The organism is Pseudomonas sp. FSL R10-0399, assembly GCF_009600165.1.
In the GTDB taxonomy this organism is placed as follows: Bacteria; Pseudomonadota; Gammaproteobacteria; order Pseudomonadales; family Pseudomonadaceae; genus Aquipseudomonas; species Aquipseudomonas helleri.
The window spans coordinates 1-21765 of record NZ_WIWK01000017.1 but is presented as its reverse complement, the minus strand read 5'-3'; the positions used below and the strand labels follow the sequence as shown (position 1 = coordinate 21765).

Sequence of the window (21765 nt, the reverse complement as noted above, 5' to 3'; positions counted from 1 at the left end):
GACCCATGCTTCGTCTGAGTGCGCTGTATCGCTTCCCACTGAAATCCGGCAAAGGCGAAAGCCTGCCGCAAGCCCGACTGGACAAGCTGGGGCTGGTCGGTGATCGACGCTGGATGCTTGTGGACGAAGCGAGCGGACGATTCCTGACGCAGCGCACAGAGCCAAAAATGAGCCAGCTGTCGGCCCTGTGGAGTGGCGCGGGCGGCCTGACCTTGAGTGCTCAGGGCTTTGCGCCTCTGGAGGTGGCGTTGCCTGACCCGGACGACAATCTGCGCGGTGTGACCATTTGGCGCGACACCTTGCGCGTGCCGGATGCCGGAGATGAAGCGGCGCAGTGGTTAAGCGGCTTTATCGATAAGCCGGTGCGCCTGGTGCATGTGCCGCTTGAGCGCGCGCGCATGACTGAGTCGGGCTACGGGCAGGATGATGACAAAGTGGCATTCGCCGATGGCTACCCCTTGCTGTTGATCGGTCAGGCCTCGCTGGATGATCTTTCGCAGAAAGTAGGGCGGTCGCTGGAGATGCTGCGCTTTCGCCCCAACCTGGTGATTGAAGGCAGCGAAGCGTTTGCTGAAGACGGTTGGAAGCGCATCCGCATTGGCGATGTTGAGTTTCGAGTGGTCAAGCCGTGCTCGCGTTGCATCCTCACCACGATCGACCCGCAGACCGGCGAGCGGGACGCCAATCGTGAGCCGTTCGCGACCTTGAACAACTATCGCAAACAGGAAGGTGGCGCGATGTTTGGGCAAAACCTGGTGAATGACAGCGAAGGCGTGCTGGAAGTCGGCATGCCGGTCACCATTCTGGAATAACTGCAGGAGCGAGCTTGCCTCGCGATCTTTTGACCTTAAAAAGATCGCGAGACGAGCTCGCTGCTACAGGAGTTTCGTCAGTTATTGATCATCAAAATACCGCTCATGCCAGTCCACCAGCGGCTGTGGCACGTTGAGCTTTTGTCCGTAGATCACCGAATAAGACAACACGTTCTGCACATATTGGCGGGTTTCGTCGAACGGGATGCTTTCGATCCACACGTCAAAGCCCAAATGATTCGCGCCCTTCAACCACTGACGTACCCGGCCCGGGCCTGCGTTGTAGGCCGCTGAAGCGAGTACGCGGTTGCCATTGAACTGGCCGTGTACCTGGCTCAAGTAGGCGGCGCCCAACTGGATGTTTTTGTCCGGGTCCAGCACTTGCTGTGGCGAGGCCAGCGGGATGCTGAATTTGCGGGCAGTCTCTTTGGCGGTGGCGGGCATCAATTGCATCAAGCCGCTGGCGCCCACGCCGGAGCGGGCGTCATCCATAAAGGCGCTTTCCTGACGGGTAATGGCGAATACCCAGCTTGAATGCAGGCCGCGGACTTTAGCTTCGCGTACCAGGGTGTCGCGGTGCGCCATCGGGAAGCGAATATCCAGATCGTCCCAATACTGCGCCTGACTGATGGTACGAATGGCCGGGAAGTACCACTTCAGGTCGTAAGCCAGTTTGGCCTGGGCGACCATCTCGTCACGGTTGAAGTGACGGCTTACGTAGTACCACTCACGACGACCATCAACTACCTGGCCTCGTGCGTGGAACTCCAGGGCACGCTGAATACCCGGTGTGTTGCGTACTTTGTTGACCAGTTGCGGGCTGAGCACCAGCGGCTTGTTGTTGAGCTTGTAAGGCGTTTGCGCCCGATCGGCAGCCAGGAAGCCGTAGAAGTCACGCTCTTTGGCGACATTTTTGAGCAGCACCAACGCTTGCGGATTTTTCGGCTCGGCCAGCTCCAGACTGCGGGCCTGCCAGTAACGCCAGCGGTTAGTGGTCGCGAGGTCTTGCGGCAGTTTTTTGGTCAACTGATACGCGTCTTCCCAGCGTGCCAGGCGCAACAGCAGGCGCAGACGCCATTCGGTGACGGTGTTGTCACGCAGCTCCGGGTCGTACTGGGTCATGATGGCCAGGCCGCGGCTGTCGTAACGACGGGCGAATGTCAGGCCAATTTCCCGGGCGATTGACACTTTTTCGTCACGGGAAAAGTGCATGTTGTTGGAATAGGTGTCGAGCAGCGACGCGGCTTTTTCCGGATCCTGGCGGGCGAGGCGACGCAAGCCCAGGCCGACTGCATCCGACATGGCTTCGCTGGCTGGCAGGAACACCGAAGGCTGGCTGAGCATGTCGGGCTTTTGCGCCACGGCGATCATCAGCTTGGCTTGCGGGCCCAGTGTGGTCAGCCCGCTGGCCAACGAGGTGGCCAGCGCATAGTTGCGTGCTTCGGCGGCGAGTTTGACCCGCTGCCAGCGCTTTTGCTCGGTCAACTGGCCTTCGGCGGCCCATTGCCCGAACAGGGCGTCGCACGCGGTAGGTTGGGCTTTGCCTACCAGCCAGAGTTTTTCGGCGCTGGCATAGCCCTCAGCCTTGAGGTTGTGGCTGATCTGGTATTGACCATTGAGGCAGTCCAGTTCGGTGAAATTCAGCTTGGGATCGTAATACTTGACGAAGGTTGCCCAGTCGCCACGCTCGGCCAGCCAGCGCAACCAGCGCAATCTCATCCAGTTGGACTGTGGCAGGTCGCCATGCTCGGCCAAAAATTGTTCGATTTCGGCGTTACTGGCAGATTTGAGACGTGCGGTCAGCTCGTCGTAGGCCAGGTAAGGGGTCAGCGGGTACGTGCGCAGGGCGGCGGCATTTTGAAAATAAGGGCCGGAGTCACCTTTGGCCAAGGCGCGCTTGGCGTCATCGTACAGTTGCCGTTGTTGGGTCAGGTCTGCAGCCAGCGTGGATTGCACGGCGCAGGTAGAGAGCAGCAGACAGGATAAAAAGTTGAAAAGACGACTGCGCATGAGGCTTCCGTACAGATTGAAAACACGACACGTGCAGCGCTCGGCTGCACAGACTGTGTCGTAGCTTAGCCTTTTGCCGGCAACCCGTGAAAGCCTTGGCGGCTAACCGGTGCATCTTGTTCAGAAATGAACGGTAGACGCGCCCGTACACGAAATACCCGGCCGCCTGCGGGCTCAAATCAGGTAGAATGCGCGCCCAGTTTTTGGAGAAGCTCATGACCCTGCTCAAATTCAGCGATGTGTCCCTTGCTTTCGGCTCTACGCCGTTGTTGGACAAGGTGTCCTGGCAGATCGCCCGTGGAGAGCGGGTGTGCATCATCGGCCGCAACGGCACCGGCAAGTCCAGCATGATGAAGCTGGTTAAAGGTGATCAAAAGCCTGACGACGGCTCTGTCTGGCGCGCACCCGGGCTCAAGATTGGCGAATTGCCGCAAGAGTTGCCGGTAGCCGACGGACGGACAGTGTTCGACGTAGTGGCCGAAGGTCTGGACGGTGTCGGCGAATTGCTGGCCCAGTACCATCACCTCAGCCAGAACATCGTGACCGATGCCGACCTGGACAAACTGATGCACGTCCAGCAAGACCTTGAAGCCCGTGATGGCTGGCGCTTGCAGCAATTGGTCGACAGCACCCTGAGCCGCCTGCAGTTGCCGGCTGACAAAACCCTCGCCGAGTTGTCGGGTGGCTGGCGTCGTCGCGTCCTGCTGGCGCAAGCACTGGTTTCCGAGCCGGACTTGCTGCTGCTCGACGAACCGACCAACCACTTGGACATCGGCGCGATTGCGTGGCTGGAAGAGGCTTTGAAAGACTTCCAGGGCGCTGTGCTGTTCATCACTCACGACCGTTCCTTCTTGCAGAACCTGGCAACCCGGATTCTGGAGCTGGACCGTGGTGGCCTGATCGACTGGAATGGCGACTACGCCAGCTTCCTGGTGCACAAAGAAGCCACCCTGGCCGCAGAAGAAACCGCTAACGCGCTGTTCGACAAGCGTCTGGCTCAGGAAGAAGTGTGGATCCGTCAGGGCATCAAGGCCCGTCGCACCCGTAACGAAGGCCGTGTTCGCGCCTTGAAAGCCTTGCGTGTAGAGCGCAGCGAGCGTCGTGAGCGCACCGGCAAGGCCAACATCCAGCTTGATACCGCTGACAAGTCCGGCAAGCAAGTGATGGTGCTGGAAAACGTCAGCTTCGCTCACCCGGGCGGCCCGTTCCTGGTCAAAGACTTCTCGATGGTCCTGCAGCGCGGCGACCGCATTGGTCTGCTGGGCGCTAACGGTACCGGCAAGACCACGCTGCTCAAGCTGATGCTGGGCGGCCTGCAACCCACCGACGGCAAAGTGGAAGAGGGCACGCGCATCGACGTGGCGTACTTCGACCAATTGCGCCACCAGTTGGACCTGGAAAAAACCGTGATCGACAACGTGGCTGAAGGCCGCGATTTTATTGACATCGACGGTCAAAGCCGCCACGTCCTTAGCTATCTGGGTGACTTCCTGTTCAGCCCGCAGCGTGCCCGCACGCCGGTCAAGGCGCTGTCGGGTGGTGAGCGCGCGCGTCTGCTGCTGGCCAAGTTGTTCAGCAAGCCCGCCAACCTGCTGGTACTCGATGAACCGACCAACGACCTGGACGTAGAAACCCTCGAGTTGCTCGAAGAAGTGTTGTTGACCTTCCAGGGCACCGTACTGATGGTCAGCCACGACCGGGCATTCCTCGACAACGTGGTCACCAGCACGCTGGTCTTCGAAGGTGAAGGCAAAGTACGTGAATACGTGGGCGGTTATCAGGACTGGCTGCGTCAGGGCGGTTCGCCGCGTCTGCTGGGCGTCACCGAAAGCAAGTCGGGCAAGGCTGACTTGAATTCGGCGGTGGTCACCGCGGCACCGGCACCGGCTGCTGCACAGCCTGCGCCTGCGGCGAAAAAGAAGCTCAGCTACAAGCTTCAGCGCGAGCTGGAAGCGTTGCCGGGCGACATTGACGCCAAAGAACAGGCCATTGTGGCTATCGAGGCTGAAATGGCTGACTCGGGCTTTTACCAGCGTCCTGCCGCCGAAACCGCTGCTGTGATTGCCAAGCTGGAGAAGCTGCAAGACGAGCTTGATCAATTGGTTGAGCGTTGGGCCGAGCTGGATGCCTGAGTGACGGTGCGTTGAAACAAAAAGCCCGGCCCTTTAATCAGGGGCCGGGCTTTTTGTTGGGCGCAAGGCGGGCCTTACTCGGGTTTCTTCAGGCTCACGGCCAGTACGTCGCACGGTGCGCCGTGCAGTACGTCGTTGGCCGTAGAGCCCAGCAACAGCGCCAGGCCGTGGCGGCCATGGCTGCCGACGACGATCAGTTCGCAGCCGTGCTCTTTGGCAAAGCCGTGGATTTCCTGGCGTGGCTGGCCGTATTTGAGGTGGCAGTTGTCTTTGGACAGTTGCGGATAGATGTCGATCAGGCGCTCAAGGCGCGCCTTGGCCTGGTCGAACTGCTGTTGCTGAAGCTGTGACAGGTCCATGGGCACGTCACCACCAAAGGCCATCGCCATGGGCTCGACGATATGGATGAGCGACAGTTTTGCATTGTTCGCTTCAGCGCTGGCGCTGGCGCGATAGATTACGGGGTCGCATTCTTCGGTCAGGTCGACGGCAACTAAAATATGTTTGTAGGGCATCGGCGAGGTCATGTGAAGCGTTCCTGTAAGGGAGATTAATGATGAGTATGGCCCGTTTATTGAAGCGTGTTATGGATCGGGATCAACTCGTTTATAAAGTGATGAGAGTAGAAATATGACGGTATGGATAGTGGTGTCAATCCTGGCGCTGGTTCTGAGCCCTTTGGCCTGGCTGCGACCTTCGCGGCGCCAGAGTGGTCGCATGGCACTGCGCCTGGAGGCCAGGCGCATGGGGATGGCAATGCAACTGGCGAGCCAGGAATGGCCATACTGGCTTGAGCCCGAGCCGCCGGGCTCGTGTGCGCAGTTTCATCGTCCGCGTCGCGGTACTAAGCCAGAAGTCTGGTGCTATTGGCAATCAGCGCCGGGAATATGGGTCAATCAGTGGCGTGAAGTCTGCACGGATGAGCGCTTGCTGACCCAGTTCAATAAATTGCCGGCCAACGTGTACAAAGTTGAAGCCGGGCCACAGATGATTGCCTTGTACTGGGGCGAAAAAGGCGAGCCAGACGTCCTGCAAGCCATTGATCAAGTGCTTAAAGCCCTGGCGTAAACCGCTATTTTGTAGTCGCTGACGAGGCACGAGGCTGCGATGGGTTGCGAAGCGATCCCCTCAGCGACGGTCCTGCGGCCCGTATCTCAGCCTCGTGCCTCGTCAGCGACTACGGTGTGCTGTCCTGCCGTAAACCCTGTCTATCCTTGTCCGCTCTTGCGCGGGTTTTAAATCTGACCGGTGAGTCGTTTTGTCATCCTTGTTTTGGACAATTGACAATCGTTAGCTTTTCCGTGAAGGTGTCGACACCCAAATCAAACGGGCGTATGAATCGGGTGTTTGTCTTGTCAGACGATGCTCGCAGAATCCCGACTATCGCGTTGGCGGGTGTGCCTGGCGGATTGGCATCAGCATTGACACAACGGTCAATGACAGCCAAACGCTAGCGTCCGACGTGTACTGTTCAGCTTCCATATCGTGGAGATCAGTTGATGATTTACGAAGGTAAAGCCATCACGGTTACGGCTCTTGAAAGTGGCATCGTCGAACTCAAGTTCGATCTCAAGGGTGAGTCCGTCAACAAGTTCAACCGTCTAACCCTGAACGAATTGCGTCAGGCAGTGGATGCGATCAAGGCAGATGCTTCGGTCAAGGGTGTCATCGTTTCCAGTGGCAAAGACGTCTTCATCGTCGGCGCTGACATCACCGAATTCGTCGAAAACTTCAAGTTGCCGGATGCCGAGCTGATCGCGGGCAACCTCGAAGCCAACAAAATCTTCAGTGATTTCGAAGACCTCAACGTCCCGACTGTTGCCGTGATCAATGGCATCGCGTTGGGTGGCGGTCTGGAAATGTGCCTGGCTGCGGACTTCCGCGTCATGGCCGACAGCGCCAAAATCGGCCTGCCAGAAGTCAAGCTGGGCATCTACCCGGGCTTCGGCGGCACCGTCCGTCTGCCACGTCTGATCGGCGTTGATAACGCGGTTGAGTGGATCGCCTCGGGCAAAGAAAACCGTGCAGAAGACGCGCTGAAAGTCGGCGCAGTTGATGTCGTGGTGCCGGTTGCCAAGCTGGCAGACGCTGCACTGGACGTGATCAAGCGCGCCATCAGCGGCGAGCTGGACTACAAGGCCAAGCGCCAGCCAAAGCTTGAAAAACTCAAGCTGAACGCGATTGAACAAATGATGGCTTTCGAAACCGCCAAAGGTTTCGTTGCAGGCCAGGCTGGCCCGAACTACCCGGCGCCGGTTGAAGCGATCAAGACCATCCAGAAAGCCGCGAACTTCGGTCGCGACAAAGCGCTGGAAGTTGAAGCGGCAGGCTTTGCCAAACTGGCCAAGACCTCGGCTTCGAGTGCCTTGATCGGCTTGTTCCTGAACGATCAGGAACTGAAGAAAAAAGCCAAGATCTACGACAAGATCGCCAAAGACGTGAAGCAGGCTGCCGTTCTCGGTGCCGGCATCATGGGTGGCGGTATTGCCTATCAGTCGGCCTCCAAAGGGACGCCGATCCTGATGAAGGACATCAACGAGCACGGCATCGAGCAAGGTCTGGCAGAAGCCGCCAAGCTGCTGGTGGGCCGCGTTGATAAAGGTCGCATGACCCCGGCCAAAATGGCTGAAATCCTTAACGGTATTCGTCCTACCTTGTCTTACGGTGATTTCGGCAACGTTGACCTGGTGGTCGAAGCCGTTGTTGAAAACCCGAAGGTCAAGCAAGCGGTACTGGCCGAAGTGGAAAACCACGTGCGTGAAGACGCCATTCTGGCGTCCAACACCTCGACCATTTCCATCAGCCTGCTGGCCAAGGCGCTCAAGCGTCCTGAAAACTTTGTCGGCATGCACTTCTTTAACCCGGTGCACATGATGCCGCTGGTTGAAGTGATCCGTGGCGAGAAGTCCAGTGATCTGGCGGTTGCCACCACGGTTGCCTACGCCAAGAAAATGGGCAAGAACCCGATCGTGGTCAACGACTGCCCGGGCTTTTTGGTCAACCGCGTCCTGTTCCCGTACTTCGGCGGTTTCGCCAAGCTGGTCAGCGCCGGTGTCGACTTTGTGCGTATCGACAAAGTGATGGAAAAATTCGGCTGGCCGATGGGCCCTGCCTACCTGATGGACGTGGTCGGTATCGACACCGGTCACCACGGCCGTGACGTGATGGCTGAAGGCTTCCCGGATCGCATGAAAGACGACCGTCGTTCGGCAGTCGATGCGCTGTACGAAGCCAACCGCCTGGGTCAGAAAAACGGCAAAGGTTTCTACGCCTACGAGGCGGACAAGAAAGGCAAGCAGAAGAAAGTCGTGGATTCGAGCGTGCTTGAAGTGCTCAAGCCGATTGTCTACGAGCAGCGCGACGTCACCGACGAAGACATCATCAACTGGATGATGATCCCGCTGTGCCTGGAAACCGTGCGTTGCCTGGAAGACGGCATCGTTGAAACGCCAGCCGAGGCCGACATGGGCCTGGTCTATGGCATTGGCTTCCCGCTGTTCCGTGGCGGCGCGCTGCGCTACATCGACTCGATCGGTGTGGCAGAGTTCGTAGCCCTGGCTGATCAGTACGCTGAACTGGGCGCGCTGTACCACCCGACTGCGAAGCTGCGTGAAATGGCCAAAAACGGTCAGAGCTTCTTCGGTTAAGCGCCCCATTAGAGTGAGAGTGAAATTATGAGCTTGAATCCTAGAGACGTGGTGATTGTCGACTTCGGTCGCACCCCGATGGGCCGCTCCAAGGGTGGCATGCACCGCAATACCCGCGCCGAAGACATGTCGGCGCACCTGATCAGCAAAGTGCTGGAGCGCAACAGCAAGGTTGACCCGGCTGAAGTCGAAGACGTGATCTGGGGCTGTGTTAACCAGACCCTGGAGCAAGGCTGGAACATCGCGCGCATGGCGTCGCTGATGACCCAGATCCCGCACACGTCGGCGGCACAAACCGTGAGCCGTCTGTGCGGTTCGTCCATGAGCGCACTGCACACTGCCGCGCAAGCCATCATGACCGGCAACGGTGACGTGTTTGTCGTGGGCGGCGTCGAGCACATGGGCCACGTGAGCATGATGCACGGCGTTGACCCTAACCCGCACATGTCGCTGTACGCGGCAAAAGCGTCGGGCATGATGGGTCTGACCGCTGAAATGCTCGGCAAGATGCACGGCATCACCCGTGAGCAACAGGATGCCTTTGGCGTGCGTTCGCATCAGTTGGCCCACAAGGCAACGATTGAAGGCAAGTTCAAGGACGAAATCATCCCGATGCAGGGGTATGACGAAAACGGCTTCCTGAAAGTTTTCGACTACGATGAAACTATCCGTCCGGAAACGACCCTGGAAAGCCTGGCCGCCTTGAAGCCAGCCTTCAACCCTAAAGGCGGGACCGTGACTGCGGGCACTTCGTCGCAGATCACCGACGGTGCTTCATGCATGATCGTCATGTCCGCCCAGCGCGCCAAAGATCTGGGTCTGGAGCCGTTGGCCGTGATCCGCTCGATGGCACTGGCAGGTGTGGACCCGGCAATCATGGGCTATGGTCCAGTACCGGCAACACAAAAAGCATTGAAGCGCGCAGGCTTGAATATGGCCGATATCGACTTCATTGAGCTTAACGAAGCTTTCGCTGCACAGGCCCTGCCAGTGCTGAAAGATTTGAAAGTGCTCGACAAGATGAATGAGAAGGTTAACCTGCACGGCGGTGCAATCGCTCTGGGCCATCCATTTGGATGCTCGGGTGCTCGCATCTCCGGCACTTTGCTCAATGTGATGAAGCAAAATGGCGGCACTTTCGGGTTGTCCACCATGTGCATTGGTCTTGGCCAGGGCATTGCCACTGTCTTCGAACGCGTTTAAAGCGTTGCGTTGATGGAAGCCGGGGCCATGTGCCCCGGTTTTTGTTTTTAGGCTTTTTTTTATTTTTTCTTGCAGGGGGCCGCAACATGCCGCTACAACCTGGGCTCTATCAGCATTACAAAGGGCCGCAATATCGGGTATTCAATGTGGCTCGCCACTCTGAAACCGAAGAGGAAGTGGTGTTTTACCAAGCCCTGTATGGCGATTTCGGCTTTTGGGTTCGCCCGCTGAGCATGTTCCTTGAGACGGTCATCGTTGACGGTGAGCAAGTCCCGCGTTTTGCCTTGATTGAGGCTGAACCGAGCATTTTTTCCCGGCCATGAGGCCTGGTCGCGCAGAACCCTGTGCTTGACCTCACCTTGTAGCCACTATATATAGCGGTGCCGCGTCAGGCGCTCACCGCCTTTCACTTCTAGAACTCAGGAATTTTCTGATCCATGGGCAAATCGCTGGTCATTGTGGAATCCCCGGCTAAGGCCAAGACCATCAACAAGTACTTGGGCAACGAGTACGTGGTGAAGTCGAGTATCGGCCATATCCGAGACCTGCCCACCAGCGGTTCGGCTAGCGCCAGTAAAGAACCTGCTGCCAAGCGTGGCAAGGCAGCGGCGGGCGAAGCGCCGGCCCTGTCGCCTAAAGAGAAAGCTCAAAAGCAGCTGATCTCGCGCATGGGGGTCGATCCCGAGCATGGCTGGAAAGCCAAGTACGAGATCCTGCCCGGCAAGGAAAAGGTCATCGAAGAGCTGCGCCGGCTCGCCAAAGATGCTGACACCATCTATCTCGCAACCGACTTGGATCGCGAGGGGGAAGCCATTGCCTGGCACCTGCGCGAAGCCATCGGGGGTGACGACAGCCGCTACAAGCGCGTGGTGTTCAACGAGATCACCAAGAAGGCGATTCAAGAAGCCTTCTCCAAGCCGGGCGAGCTGGATATCAACCGTGTGAATGCACAGCAGGCGCGTCGCTTCCTCGACCGCGTGGTGGGCTACATGGTCTCGCCACTGCTGTGGGCCAAAATTGCCCGTGGCCTGTCGGCTGGTCGTGTGCAGTCGGTTGCGGTGAAGCTGGTAGTTGAGCGTGAGCGCGAGATTCGTGCGTTCAACCCCGAAGAATACTGGGAAGTTCACGCAGACCTGGGCACTGCCAAGGGTGCGAAAGTGCGCTTTGATGTGGCTCGCGAAAACGGCGAAGCCTTCAAGCCGCTGAACGAAGCCCAGGCCATGGCCGCGCTGGAGAAGCTCAAGGCTTCCAGCTACACCATCGCCAAGCGCGAAGACAAACCGACCAGCAGCAAGCCGTCGGCACCGTTTATTACCTCCACCCTGCAACAGGCCGCGAGTAACCGCCTGGGCTTCGGTGTGAAGAAAACCATGATGATGGCTCAGCGCTTGTATGAAGCGGGCTACATCACGTACATGCGTACCGACTCCACCAACCTCTCGGCCGATGCGGTCGCGATGGCGCGCACTTACATCGAAAGCGAGTTCGGCGAGTCGTACCTGCCGCCGACGCCTAACGTGTACAGCAGCAAGGAAGGCGCACAAGAGGCTCACGAAGCGATTCGTCCTTCAGACGTAAATATGCACCCGAGCAAGCTGTCGGGCATGGAGCGCGACGCTGAGCGGCTCTACGAGCTCATCTGGCGCCAGTTCGTGGCGTGCCAGATGCTGCCGGCCAAATACCTGTCGACCACCGTCAGCGTGGCCGCAGGCGACTTCGAGCTGCGTGCCAAAGGCCGTATCCTCAAGTTCGACGGTTACACCCGTGTAATGCCGCAAATCACCAAGCCTGGCGATGACGATGTACTGCCGGACATGGCCCAGGGCGACGTGCTCAAGCTGATCCAGCTGGACCCGAGCCAGCACTTCACCAAGCCGCCTGCGCGTTATTCGGAAGCGAGCCTGGTGAAAGAGATGGAAAAACGCGGTATTGGTCGTCCGTCGACCTACGCAGCGATTATCGGAACCATCCAGGACCGCGGTTACGTGGCGCTACACAACCGCCGCTTCTACTCCGAGAAAATGGGCGACATCGTTACCGAGCGCCTGTCTGAGAGCTTCTCTGACCTCATGGACTACGGCTTCACCGCCGGCATGGAAGAGAACCTCGATGACGTCGCACAAGGCGAGCGCGACTGGAAAAACGTGCTGGACGAGTTCTACGGCGACTTCAAGAAAAAGCTTGAAGTAGCAGCAGCACCGGACGGCGGCATGCGTGCCAACGAACCGGTCATGACCGATATTCCGTGCAAGGAATGCGGTCGTCCAATGCAAATTCGTACGGCTTCTACTGGCGTGTTCCTGGGTTGCTCGGGTTACAGCCTGCCGCCTAAAGAGCGTTGCAAGGCCACCGTCAATTTGGTGCCGGGCGATGAAATCGCTGCGGATGACGAGGGCGAGTCCGAGTCGCTGGTGCTGTTGGGCAAACACCGCTGCCCAATCTGCAGCACGGCGATGGATGCTTACCTGCTGGATGAAAAACACAAGCTGCACATCTGCGGTAACAACCCGGATTGCGTGGGTTACGAGATCGAAGAAGGCAACTACCGCATCAAGGGCTACGAAGGGCCGAGCCTGGAGTGCGACAAGTGCGGCAGTGAGATGCAGCTCAAGACCGGGCGTTTCGGCAAGTTCTTTGGTTGCACCAATTCGGAGTGCAAGAACACTCGCAAGCTGCTGAAAAGCGGTGAAGCAGCTCCACCGAAAATGGATCCGGTGAAAATGCCGGAGCTCAAGTGCGAGAAGGTCGACGACACCTACATCCTGCGTGATGGTGCTTCGGGGTTGTTCCTGGCGGCGAGCCAGTTCCCGAAAAACCGTGAGACCCGCGCACCGTTGGTGATCGAAATCATCCCGCACAAGGACGAGATTGATCCTAAGTATCACTTCTTGTGTGAAGCGCCAAAGAAAGACCCGGAAGGTCGCCCGGCCGTGATTCGTTATAGCCGCAAGACCAAAGAGCAATACGTACAGACCGAAGTAGACGGCAAGCCGACCGGCTGGCGTGCGTTCTACGACGGTGGTAGCTGGAAAGTAGAAGACAAGCGCAAAGATAAAGACGCTTGAAACTGAACTGACCGCACCACAAAAAACCGCGCAAGGGCTGCATGCCTTGCGCGGTTTTTGATTTTGGGTGGGGTAGTTCCGTGCCTCGTCAGCGACTACAAATCGTAGGTACGGGCGTAACAAATTTGTAGGAGCGAGCTTGCCTCGCGATCTTTTGATCTTTGGTGGGGCAGCTTCGCTACCCATCGCAGCCTTCGTGCCTCGGCAGCGACTACAAATCGTAGGTACGGGCGTAACGAATTTGTAGGAGCGAGCTTGCTCGCGATCTTTTGATCTTTGGTGGGGTGGCTTCGCTACCCATCGCAGCCTTCGTGCCTCGGCAGCGACTACGGGGATGTTTTGACCCTGGGGTGAAAATCCTCTCATCATGGCCTTGCGCCCTTATCCCCTATACCTGAGACTGCTGTCAGCCCTTACCCATTCGCTGTGGAGCGCCTCAACATGGCTCACGAACTCTATACCCGTACCAATCAGAAAATATATTTCGCCGGTTTGGCCCTTGAGGCCATGAACAAGGCCGGGGAGGGGCGGGCCATGAATGCTCAGGCGCTGGTTCAGGCTGAACGCGAATCGGCCATTTTTCATTTGTATGGCGCTTTACTCGGCTTATGCCATGAAATCGCCGGCTTTTATCGCTTGCCTCAAGCAAATGCTCCGCGGGTCGAGTTGCTGCTGACTCAGGAAGTTTTGGACGCCATAGCCATTCCGGAGCTGGCAGAAATGGTCGAACTGGCCAGAGCGCCGCACACTTGGCTGGCGCAACTGGTTGCCACTCACGCAGCGTTGTACCAGCCGTTGCAGGCGCCGAAGAAGGTTAAGGCAGACGTTTTTCAGCCCCTGATTGAGGCGGTCAATCTGGAGGATGAAGCACCCGAGGAATTAAGCCGCGATACGCTGGAGGAGTGGCGCCAAAACCTAAAAAGTTTGGCCATCAGGTTTCGTGACGGACTAAATGAGTGTTGAAGGTCGCGGATAAAACTGTACAGTCATTCATCAGTCGGTAATGAAACAGGCTCATATCCTGGAAAAATTACAATGGATGACTGATATAATCCCGCGCTTTCGTGGAGAACAAACCTTTATGCCAACGTCCTTTCTAGAAATTGTCGAATTACCAGACGGCCGTATCGAGTTGCGCCGGGCTGAAGACGAGGGGTCTTTGGTGACGCTTAACTTTTCTGAAGATGCCAAGGCCTTTCTTCAAGGCCAGCACGTTGAGGTGGCCAAAGCCATGCTCAGCGTCGGTGTTCAGATGGCAGGCCGATTGGCCGAAGGCGAGCTTGAAAAAGATGAAGGCCCGCGCATCCTGCACTAAGTGTTCAGGCTGGCAGGCATCACTGGCAGGCTTGTGCAGGGCGCACAAGCACTGTGGCAGTTAGCGACAACCGCTTAACCCAAACGAATATTCAGGCTTTGCCCGTGGCCGGTACGTGCTGCGCTGACCAGTTGTTGGCGAGCACCGGCAGTCAGCGGGTTGATCCAGCTGACCACAGTATGGCTACGGCCCAGGCGCAGTGCTTCGCAAGTCAGTTGCAAAGCACTTTTGTTGCCGTTGGGTTGCAGGAGCAGAATGCGTTCGCGGTTCAGCCCGGCCTCGCGCAACCAGCTTTGTGTCAGGCTGGCAGGCGGGGCAATCAGGGTCAGCCAGCGGTCGTCTTGTTGCTCGCTGAGTTCGCGAAGCATGGGCGCCAGCAGGTTCAGGCAGTTTCCGGCAGCACCGCGCAGCGACAACTCACTGAAAACTTCAGGTTCGGCGCTCCAGGGTGCATCGAGCACTTCTTTGATCGCAGGGGCCATGGGTTGTGCCATGAACACTTCGAACAAGGGGAGTTGTGCTGGCAGCGGTGTGTGTGGGAACTGCATGACGTCTCCTATTAGCGGCGTATGACGCCGACGCTCAGGCCTTCGATAACCAGTTCCTGCTCTTTGAGATTGACCTCAATGGGCTGGAAATCCGGGTTTTCAGCGATTAGCCAGACCTTGTTGCCTTCGCGCTTGAAGCGCTTGACGGTCACTTCGTCGTCGATACGGGCCACCACAATCTGGCCGTTGCGGGCTTCGCGGCAGGTATGCACAGCCAGAAGGTCGCCATCAAAGATGCCGACGTCCTTCATGCTCATGCCCTGGACCCGCAGCAGGTAGTCGGCGCGCGGATGGAAGAACGTCGGGTTGATGTTGCAGGACTCTTCGACGTGCTCTTGCGCCAGGATCGGCGCACCGGCAGCGACCCGGCCGATGATGGGCAAGGTGGATTCGTCGGCCTTGGCTTCAAAGCCAGGGATACGAATACCGCGTGAGGCGCCCGGGGTCATTTCGATGGCACCCTTGCGAGCAAGGGCCTTGAGGTGTTCTTCAGCGGCGTTCGGAGACTTGAAGCCCAGTTCCTGTGCGATCTCGGCACGGGTGGGCGGGTATCCGTTGTCATCCAGGCATCGCTTGATGAAGGCCAGGATCTCAGCTTGGCGTGGCGTCAGTTTTAACATGGTGATCGCTCTGTCTTTTTATACAGTGACTGGAATTATATACAGTGAAGGCTTATTGGCAATCCTCCATTTTCCGCCGTCCGCTGGACGGTCATCAATGCTTTGCAGGGTTCGCCTAATAGAAGGCAAAGCCTTGCTGGCGGCGGCTGTGGTTAAATGCGAGACCGCCCGGTCGCAAACCGAACACGCCGCCTTGACTTTTTACAAGTCGAAACGTATGTTTCAAACAGATGTTTTAATGTTTTGTCAGGCGGAGTAGCCATGGCCCAGTCGGAAACCGTTGAACGTATCCTTGATGCTGCTGAGCAGCTGTTCGCGGAAAAAGGTTTTGCTGAAACTTCATTGCGGCTGATTACCAGCAAAGCCTCGGTCAACCTGGCGGCGGTCAATTACCATTTTGGTTCCAAAAAGGCCTTGATCCAGGCTGTTTTCTCGCGTTTTCTGGGGCCGTTCTGCGCCAATCTGGACCGCGAGCTGGAGCGCCGTCAGGCCAAGCCTGAGCAGCGCCCCAGCCTTGAAGAACTGCTGGAGATGCTGGTCGAGCAGGCGCTGGTAATCCAGCCACGCAGTGGTAATGACCTGTCTATATTCATGCGCCTGCTCGGGTTGGCCTTCAGTCAGAGTCAAGGGCACTTGCGGCGTTATCTCGAAGACATGTACGGCAAGGTGTTTCGCCGCTATATGTTGCTGGTTAACGAAGCCGCCCCGCAGATCCCGCCAATTGAGCTGTTCTGGCGTGTGCACTTTATGCTCGGTGCGGCGGCGTTCAGCATGTCTGGGATCAAGGCCTTGCGGGCCATCGCCGAAACCGATTTTGGGGTGAACACCTCGATCGAGCAGGTGATGCGCCTGATGGTGCCTTTCCTTGCGGCCGGCATGCGTGCCGACAGTGGTGTAACCGACCCCGCCATGGCCAGCGCGCAGCTTCGCCCCCGGACCAAAACCCCACCGGTCGCCGCCAAGGTTTGACCGCGTGCGGGTGGGCGCGGCAGCTTTGTTCCGCTAAGCTAGCCGCCATGCCCAACCCAGACTTATTCCCGTCTCGCTCTTCGCCGCTGCCGCTCTGGTACGCGGCGCGCCTTGCTGTGCCTAGCGTGAAGAGCCGGTTGATAAGCGCTTTCTCTCTTTAAGGATTTCCCATGAGTTCTGCCTTGCAAGGTTCCTTGATGGTGGACGTCGCCGGTACCTGGTTGACGGCTGAAGACCGGCAATTGCTGCGCCAGCCTGAAGTGGGCGGCCTGATCATCTTTGCCCGCAATATTGAGCACCCGCGCCAGGTGCGTGAGTTGAGTGCATCGATTCGCGCCATTCGCCCGGATTTGCTGTTGGCCGTCGACCAGGAGGGCGGCCGCGTACAGCGTCTGCGCCAAGGTTTTGTCCGCCTGCCGGCGATGCGCGCAATCGCCGACACCCCCAACGCCGAGTACTTGGCCGAGCAGTGTGGCTGGATCATGGGCACCGAAGTATTGGCGGTCGGTCTGGACCTGAGTTTTGCTCCGGTACTGGACCTCGATTACCAGCGCAGTGCGGTGGTGGGGACTCGCTCGTTTGAAGGAGACCCAGAGCGCGCCGCGCAATTGGCAGGCGCCTTTATTCGCGGGATGAACGCGGCGGGCATGGCCGCGACCGGTAAGCATTTTCCGGGGCATGGGTGGGCAGAGGCTGATTCTCATGTCGCCATCCCGACTGATGAACGCAGCCTGGAGCAGATTCGCAGCCATGATCTGGTGCCGTTTGCCCGTCTGAGCAAGCACTTGGCAGGCGTGATGCCTGCGCACGTGATCTACCCGCAAGTCGACAGCCAGCCTGCCGGGTTCTCCCGTCGCTGGTTGCAGGACATTTTGCGGGGCGAGCTGCAATTTGACGGGGTGATTTTCAGTGACGACCTGTCGATGGCCGGTGCCCATGTGGTCGGCGATGCGGCGAGCCGCATTGAGGCCGCCTTGTCTGCCGGGTGTGACATGGGCCTGGTGTGCAACGACCGTGCGGCTGCCGAGTTGGCCCTCAGTGCTGCTCAGCGCCTTAAAGTCACGCCTTCTGCGCGTATTGCGCGGATGCGTGCGCAAGCCTGGGCCAGCACCGACTACCGTCAGGACCCGCGCTGGTTGGTGGCCACGGGCGCCCTTAAAGATGCTCAATTGATTGATTAATGCACGTGCTCAAGAGGCAGATTCAATGACGGTTTACGCAATTATTGGTGGCACGGGGCTGACCCAACTCGACGGCTTGACCATCAGCCGTTCGCTGGCGTTGGACACGCCTTACGGCCCGACTTCAGCCGATATCCAGATCGGTGAATTTGGCGGCCGTGAAGTGCTGTTTTTAGCACGCCACGGCCATCCGCACCGGGTGCCGCCGCATCAGGTCAACTACCGCGCCAACCTGTGGGCCTTGAAGCAGGCAGGTGCCGAGGCGATTTTGGCGGTGAATGCCGTGGGCGGGATTCACATGGCGATGGGCACCGGGCATTTCTGCGTGCCGCACCAGTTGATTGACTACACCAGCGGCCGCGAGCACACCTATTTCGCTGGTGATCTGGAGCACGTAACCCACATCGACTTCAGCTTTCCCTACACCGAAGCCCTGCGTGAAAAACTGATCAGCGCACTGGCGGCCGAAGGCTGCTCCTACAGCACCCACGGTGTCTATGCCGCAACCCAAGGCCCGCGCCTTGAAACCGTGGCTGAAATCGCCCGTCTTGAGCGTGATGGCTGCGACATTGTGGGCATGACCGGCATGCCTGAAGCGGCGTTGGCCCGCGAACTGGACCTGGACTACGCGTGTCTGGCGCTGGTGGTAAATCCGGCAGCGGGCAAGACCACAGCGGTGATTACCATGGCTGAAATCGAGCAGGCGCTGCACGACGGCATGGGCAAAGTTAAAGCGACCCTGGCGCGGGTGTTGACCGACCACCATTGATAGTTAATCAGGCAGTGCAGTGAATGCTCTCTATAGAAAACCTGTTGCACAGTGGCGACTGGGCTATTGGCTTTAGCAAGGGCGCCCTTGAACGTGGACGCAAGTACTTTCGAGAAGATCGTGTCGAGTTGCTCAGTAGTGATGACGTCTGCATACATGCCACGTGCGTGGGTGGAGAAGGTTATGCCTACGAACAACTGATCGGTATCGAGTCTGATCTTGCAGGTGAACAGTTTCTGAACTGTTCATGTACTTGTCCGGTCGCCTTTGATTGCAAGCACTGCGCTGCTGTTTTGTATTATGTGCTCAGCACACAGTCTCAAGAACGGCTGCAAAGGCTTGGTGAGAACATGGGCACTGGCCTGGAACGTTGGCTTGATGCCCTTTCAGGCAGCAAGAGTGCCGCGGGTCCTGCTAAAAAAGACAACGACACATGCCTTTTATATCGGCTTGTGTCAAACCGCCAAAAGGGGAGTTGGCAGGTAGAGTTCTTCACGGGCCGACGTCTGCAAGACGGCAGCCTTAGAGATTTGCAGCGCTGCACGTTTACCCACGAGACCGTGCACAATTCGCCCAATTACGTGCTTGAGTCGGACCTTAAGTTTATTCGTCTGTTTTTAGCCAGCCATAGCAACGCGAGCTATGTGTCAGGCGTAGAGCTCAAAGGGCGTATCGGCAGTGAACTGCTTGAGTTACTCCTTGAAACGTCACGGCTGTTTCTCGATGTTGACTCGCAGCAACCATTGGTTGCTTCGCCGCCGCGCCCTGCAATCTTCAATTGGGTTGAACAAGCGAACGGTCATTACCGCGGTCAATGGTTTGCCTCTGACCAGCCGCTGGATGTTGTTCTGGCGCTTGAACCGCTGCACTACATTGACGTCGAACGGATGCACGTTGGGCCGCTGCAGTATGACTTGAGCGACAAACTGGCTTGTCACTTGCTTGTGGCTCCGGACATTCCGGCGCAGCATGCCCTGGAGTTCAGTCATCGCATGCGTGCCATAGTCGATACGGTAGCTGCACCGGTCACACTGACTGAGCGGGTTGTCGACGATATTACTCCCCTAGCGCATTTGACCTTGGGAAGCGTTGTGCAGACCTCGTGGCGCGCCCCCCGTCCCTTTGAACACCGTGCCGTGTTGGGTTTCAGCTACGCGGGTCACTCTGTAGCAGATAAAAAGTCCAGCGAAATACGTGTGTTGTCGGGCAGTGAAACCCAGCGTATCCAGCGCCAGCCAGCGGCTGAAAAAGCGCTTCGTCAGGCACTGCTCAAGGTCGGCTTCAAAAGAGTGATAGGTCAAAGTGCCCCATTGCCCGGCGTGACCGGTGAGCTATTTGAACAAGTGAGTGATGCGGGCTGGATCAATTTTGTCCAATCTGATCTGGAGCGCTTGCGTGGCTTGGGCTGGCAGATCGTAATCAATCAAGGCTTTCACTTTGTACTCCACGAAGTCGGGCAATGGTACGCCGATATCGAGGAAGGGCCAGAGCATGCCTGGTTTGATCTGGAGTTGGGCATTGAGGTCAATGGCCAACGTTATAGCCTGTTACCGATTTTGCTTAACGTGTTGAGACGCAACCCTGAACTGTTAGACCCGCAATCCATGGCTCTGCGCAAGGATGACGAGCCGATGTTGGTCAATCTTCATTATTCGACTTATCAATATGGGCTGCAAAAGCCAGCCTTGAACGTGGTCTTGCCCTATGGCCGGATCAAGCCGCTGATGACAACCCTCAGCGAGTTGTATTTAAACGAGCATCGAGGCAATTCATTGCGCCTGAGTGCTCTGGATGCCGCACGCCTCAGTGCGTTGGACGATATACCGCTGGTATGGCAAGGGGGCGAGCGTCAGCGTGACTTTGCCAAGCGCCTCAAGCAGTCAGACTATGTCGCGGTGCCTGCGCCAGAGGGATTAAACGCCACGCTGCGTCCTTACCAACTGGAAGGCGTCAACTGGATGCAAGCGCTGCGTGAGCTTGAGGTAGGAGGCATCCTGGGTGACGACATGGGCTTGGGCAAGACATTGCAAGCCCTGACTCATTTACTGCAACTCAAGCAGAACGGTCAGCTTGACTCGCCTGCTCTGGCGATCATGCCCACCAGTCTGATACCTAACTGGCTCGACGAAGCGGCGCGTTTTACCCCGCAACTCAAAGTGCTGGCCTTGCATGGAAACAATCGCCAAAAAGATTTCGATCAGTTGGCAAACTACGATTTGGTCTTGAGCACCTACGCCTTATTGCCACGTGACCTGGAAACACTTGAACCTCTCGTCTGGAGTGTTGTGATTCTGGATGAGGCACAGAACATTAAAAATCCGACGAGCAAGGCCGCCCAAGCCGCACGGCAGTTGCAGGCAAAACAACGTGTGTGTCTGTCTGGTACGCCTTTGGAAAACCACTTGGGTGAGCTGTGGTCCTTGTTTCACTTTTTGTTGCCGGGTTGGTTGGGTGATAACAAAGCGTTCAATCGTGATTACCGTACGCCCATCGAAAAGCATGGCAACAGTGAGCGCATGCACAGCCTGACGGCGCGTATCAAACCGTTTTTGTTACGCCGAACCAAAGAGCAGGTTGCCGCTGAATTACCCGCGAAAACTGAAATCGTGCATTGGGTTGACTTGAGCGATACCCAGCGTGATGTCTATGAAACCGTTCGCGTTGCAATGGACAAAAAGGTGCGTGATGAAATCAAGCGCAGCGGGATAGGCGGCAGTCAGATCATCATCCTCGAAGCGTTGCTCAAACTGCGTCAGGTGTGCTGCGATTTGCGCTTGGTCAAGAGCGCATCAGCCGTGACTACCAAGTGGACGTTGACTGGAAAGCTGGGCAGCTTGATGGAAATCATTGAAGAGTTGCTGGGTGAAGGCCGAAAGATTTTGCTGTTCTCACAATTCACTTCAATGCTGGCATTGATAGAGCAAGAGCTGGCGCAGCGCAACGTTGCCTATTCGCTGCTGACCGGTGATACCAAGGATCGGCGCACGCCGGTTAAAAACTTCCAGGACGGCAAAGTTCCACTCTTTTTAATCAGCTTGAAGGCCGGAGGTACGGGTCTTAATTTGACAGCGGCTGACACAGTGATTCATTACGATCCATGGTGGAATCCGGCGGCTGAAAACCAGGCCACTGATCGTGCACACCGAATTGGTCAGGATAAGCCCGTATTCGTTTACAAGATGATTGCCCGCGGCACCGTGGAAGAAAAAATCCAGGCGTTGCAACAGAAGAAAGCGCATTTGGCTGCAGGTGTTTTAGAAGGCAGCTTGAACAGTGGCTGGAAGCTTGAGCAGAGTGACATTGACGCGTTGTTCGCCCCACTGAAGGGGTAATGTACGCGGGTTATGTAGGAGCCAACTCCTATCAAACATAAAATAAGTGATTGATTCTAAAGGCTCTGTAGGAGCGAGCTTGTCTCGCGATCTTTTGATCTTGATCTGGCTTTTGATCTGAGAGGCCCCGTTAAACCACGCTGGCCGAACGCAGGTGTTGCG

Annotated in this window: 17 protein-coding genes; 13 read left to right on the top strand and 4 right to left on the bottom strand. The window is 57.4% G+C overall.

Annotated features, from left to right (window positions below):
• Positions 1–5 precede the first annotated feature (5 nt).
• On the top strand, positions 6–812 hold the full coding sequence (locus GHO41_RS07490) for an MOSC domain-containing protein (protein ID WP_153433307.1): 807 nt from the start codon (positions 6–8) through the stop codon (positions 810–812).
• An 81-nt stretch (positions 813–893) separates the two neighbouring features.
• Here the strand turns inward: GHO41_RS07490 and GHO41_RS07485 are convergent, their stop codons facing one another.
• Positions 894–2822, bottom strand: a complete 1929-nt coding sequence (locus GHO41_RS07485) for a transglycosylase SLT domain-containing protein (protein ID WP_153433306.1) — start codon at positions 2820–2822, stop codon at positions 894–896.
• 215 nt (positions 2823–3037) lie between these two features.
• Here GHO41_RS07485 and GHO41_RS07480 point away from each other — a divergent pair, with 215 nt between their 5' ends.
• Positions 3038–4954 (top strand): ATP-binding cassette domain-containing protein, encoded by a 1917-nt coding sequence (locus tag GHO41_RS07480; RefSeq protein ID WP_153433305.1) that lies wholly within the window; start codon positions 3038–3040, stop codon positions 4952–4954.
• A 74-nt stretch (positions 4955–5028) separates the two neighbouring features.
• On the opposite strand, the gene GHO41_RS07475 is transcribed toward GHO41_RS07480, so the two are convergent.
• Positions 5029–5469, bottom strand: coding sequence for a universal stress protein (locus GHO41_RS07475; RefSeq protein WP_048368809.1), 441 nt, complete (start codon positions 5467–5469; stop codon positions 5029–5031).
• Between the two features lie 115 nt (positions 5470–5584).
• Between GHO41_RS07475 and GHO41_RS07470 the strand changes: the two genes are divergently transcribed.
• The 7 genes from GHO41_RS07470 to GHO41_RS07440 all read left to right on the top strand — a co-directional run bounded on the left by GHO41_RS07470 (position 5585) and on the right by GHO41_RS07440 (position 14184).
• Positions 5585–6022 carry a hypothetical protein gene (locus tag GHO41_RS07470; RefSeq protein ID WP_153433304.1) on the top strand — a complete coding sequence of 146 codons (438 nt, stop codon included), beginning with the start codon at positions 5585–5587 and terminating at the stop codon, positions 6020–6022.
• Between the two features lie 431 nt (positions 6023–6453).
• Positions 6454–8601 (top strand): fatty acid oxidation complex subunit alpha FadB, encoded by a 2148-nt coding sequence (gene fadB, locus GHO41_RS07465; RefSeq protein ID WP_153433303.1) that lies wholly within the window; start codon positions 6454–6456, stop codon positions 8599–8601.
• Positions 8602–8628: 27 nt separating this feature from the next.
• Positions 8629–9804, top strand: coding sequence for an acetyl-CoA C-acyltransferase FadA (gene fadA, locus GHO41_RS07460; RefSeq protein WP_048368713.1), 1176 nt, complete (start codon positions 8629–8631; stop codon positions 9802–9804).
• Positions 9805–9890: 86 nt separating this feature from the next.
• The gene (locus GHO41_RS07455) at positions 9891–10127 is read left to right on the top strand and encodes a DUF1653 domain-containing protein (protein WP_048368808.1); all 237 of its coding nucleotides are present in this window, start codon (positions 9891–9893) and stop codon (positions 10125–10127) included.
• 114 nt (positions 10128–10241) lie between these two features.
• The gene (topA, locus tag GHO41_RS07450; protein WP_153329633.1) at positions 10242–12869 is read left to right on the top strand and encodes a type I DNA topoisomerase; all 2628 of its coding nucleotides are present in this window, start codon (positions 10242–10244) and stop codon (positions 12867–12869) included.
• Positions 12870–13310: 441 nt separating this feature from the next.
• The gene (locus tag GHO41_RS07445; protein WP_153433302.1) at positions 13311–13832 is read left to right on the top strand and encodes a DUF6586 family protein; all 522 of its coding nucleotides are present in this window, start codon (positions 13311–13313) and stop codon (positions 13830–13832) included.
• Between the two features lie 118 nt (positions 13833–13950).
• Entirely contained in the window at positions 13951–14184 is a 234-nt protein-coding gene (locus GHO41_RS07440) for a hypothetical protein (RefSeq protein WP_019408701.1), read from the top strand.
• Positions 14185–14258: 74 nt separating this feature from the next.
• On the opposite strand, the gene sulA is transcribed toward GHO41_RS07440, so the two are convergent.
• Together sulA and lexA are read right to left on the bottom strand one after the other, a co-directional pair.
• Positions 14259–14732, bottom strand: coding sequence for an SOS-induced cell division inhibitor SulA (gene sulA, locus GHO41_RS07435; RefSeq protein WP_048389319.1), 474 nt, complete (start codon positions 14730–14732; stop codon positions 14259–14261).
• An 11-nt stretch (positions 14733–14743) separates the two neighbouring features.
• Positions 14744–15352 (bottom strand): transcriptional repressor LexA, encoded by a 609-nt coding sequence (lexA, locus tag GHO41_RS07430; protein WP_048368709.1) that lies wholly within the window; start codon positions 15350–15352, stop codon positions 14744–14746.
• Positions 15353–15613: 261 nt separating this feature from the next.
• On the opposite strand from lexA, the gene GHO41_RS07425 reads away from it, so the two are divergent.
• The 4 genes from GHO41_RS07425 to GHO41_RS07410 all read left to right on the top strand — a co-directional run bounded on the left by GHO41_RS07425 (position 15614) and on the right by GHO41_RS07410 (position 21603).
• The gene (locus tag GHO41_RS07425; RefSeq protein ID WP_048368707.1) at positions 15614–16321 is read left to right on the top strand and encodes a TetR/AcrR family transcriptional regulator; all 708 of its coding nucleotides are present in this window, start codon (positions 15614–15616) and stop codon (positions 16319–16321) included.
• A 170-nt stretch (positions 16322–16491) separates the two neighbouring features.
• Positions 16492–17502 (top strand): beta-N-acetylhexosaminidase, encoded by a 1011-nt coding sequence (gene nagZ / locus GHO41_RS07420; RefSeq protein WP_153433301.1) that lies wholly within the window; start codon positions 16492–16494, stop codon positions 17500–17502.
• 25 nt (positions 17503–17527) lie between these two features.
• Positions 17528–18271, top strand: a complete 744-nt coding sequence (locus tag GHO41_RS07415; protein ID WP_048368705.1) for an S-methyl-5'-thioinosine phosphorylase — start codon at positions 17528–17530, stop codon at positions 18269–18271.
• A 23-nt stretch (positions 18272–18294) separates the two neighbouring features.
• The gene (locus GHO41_RS07410; RefSeq protein ID WP_153433300.1) at positions 18295–21603 is read left to right on the top strand and encodes a DEAD/DEAH box helicase; all 3309 of its coding nucleotides are present in this window, start codon (positions 18295–18297) and stop codon (positions 21601–21603) included.
• Positions 21604–21765: the final 162 nt, after the last annotated feature.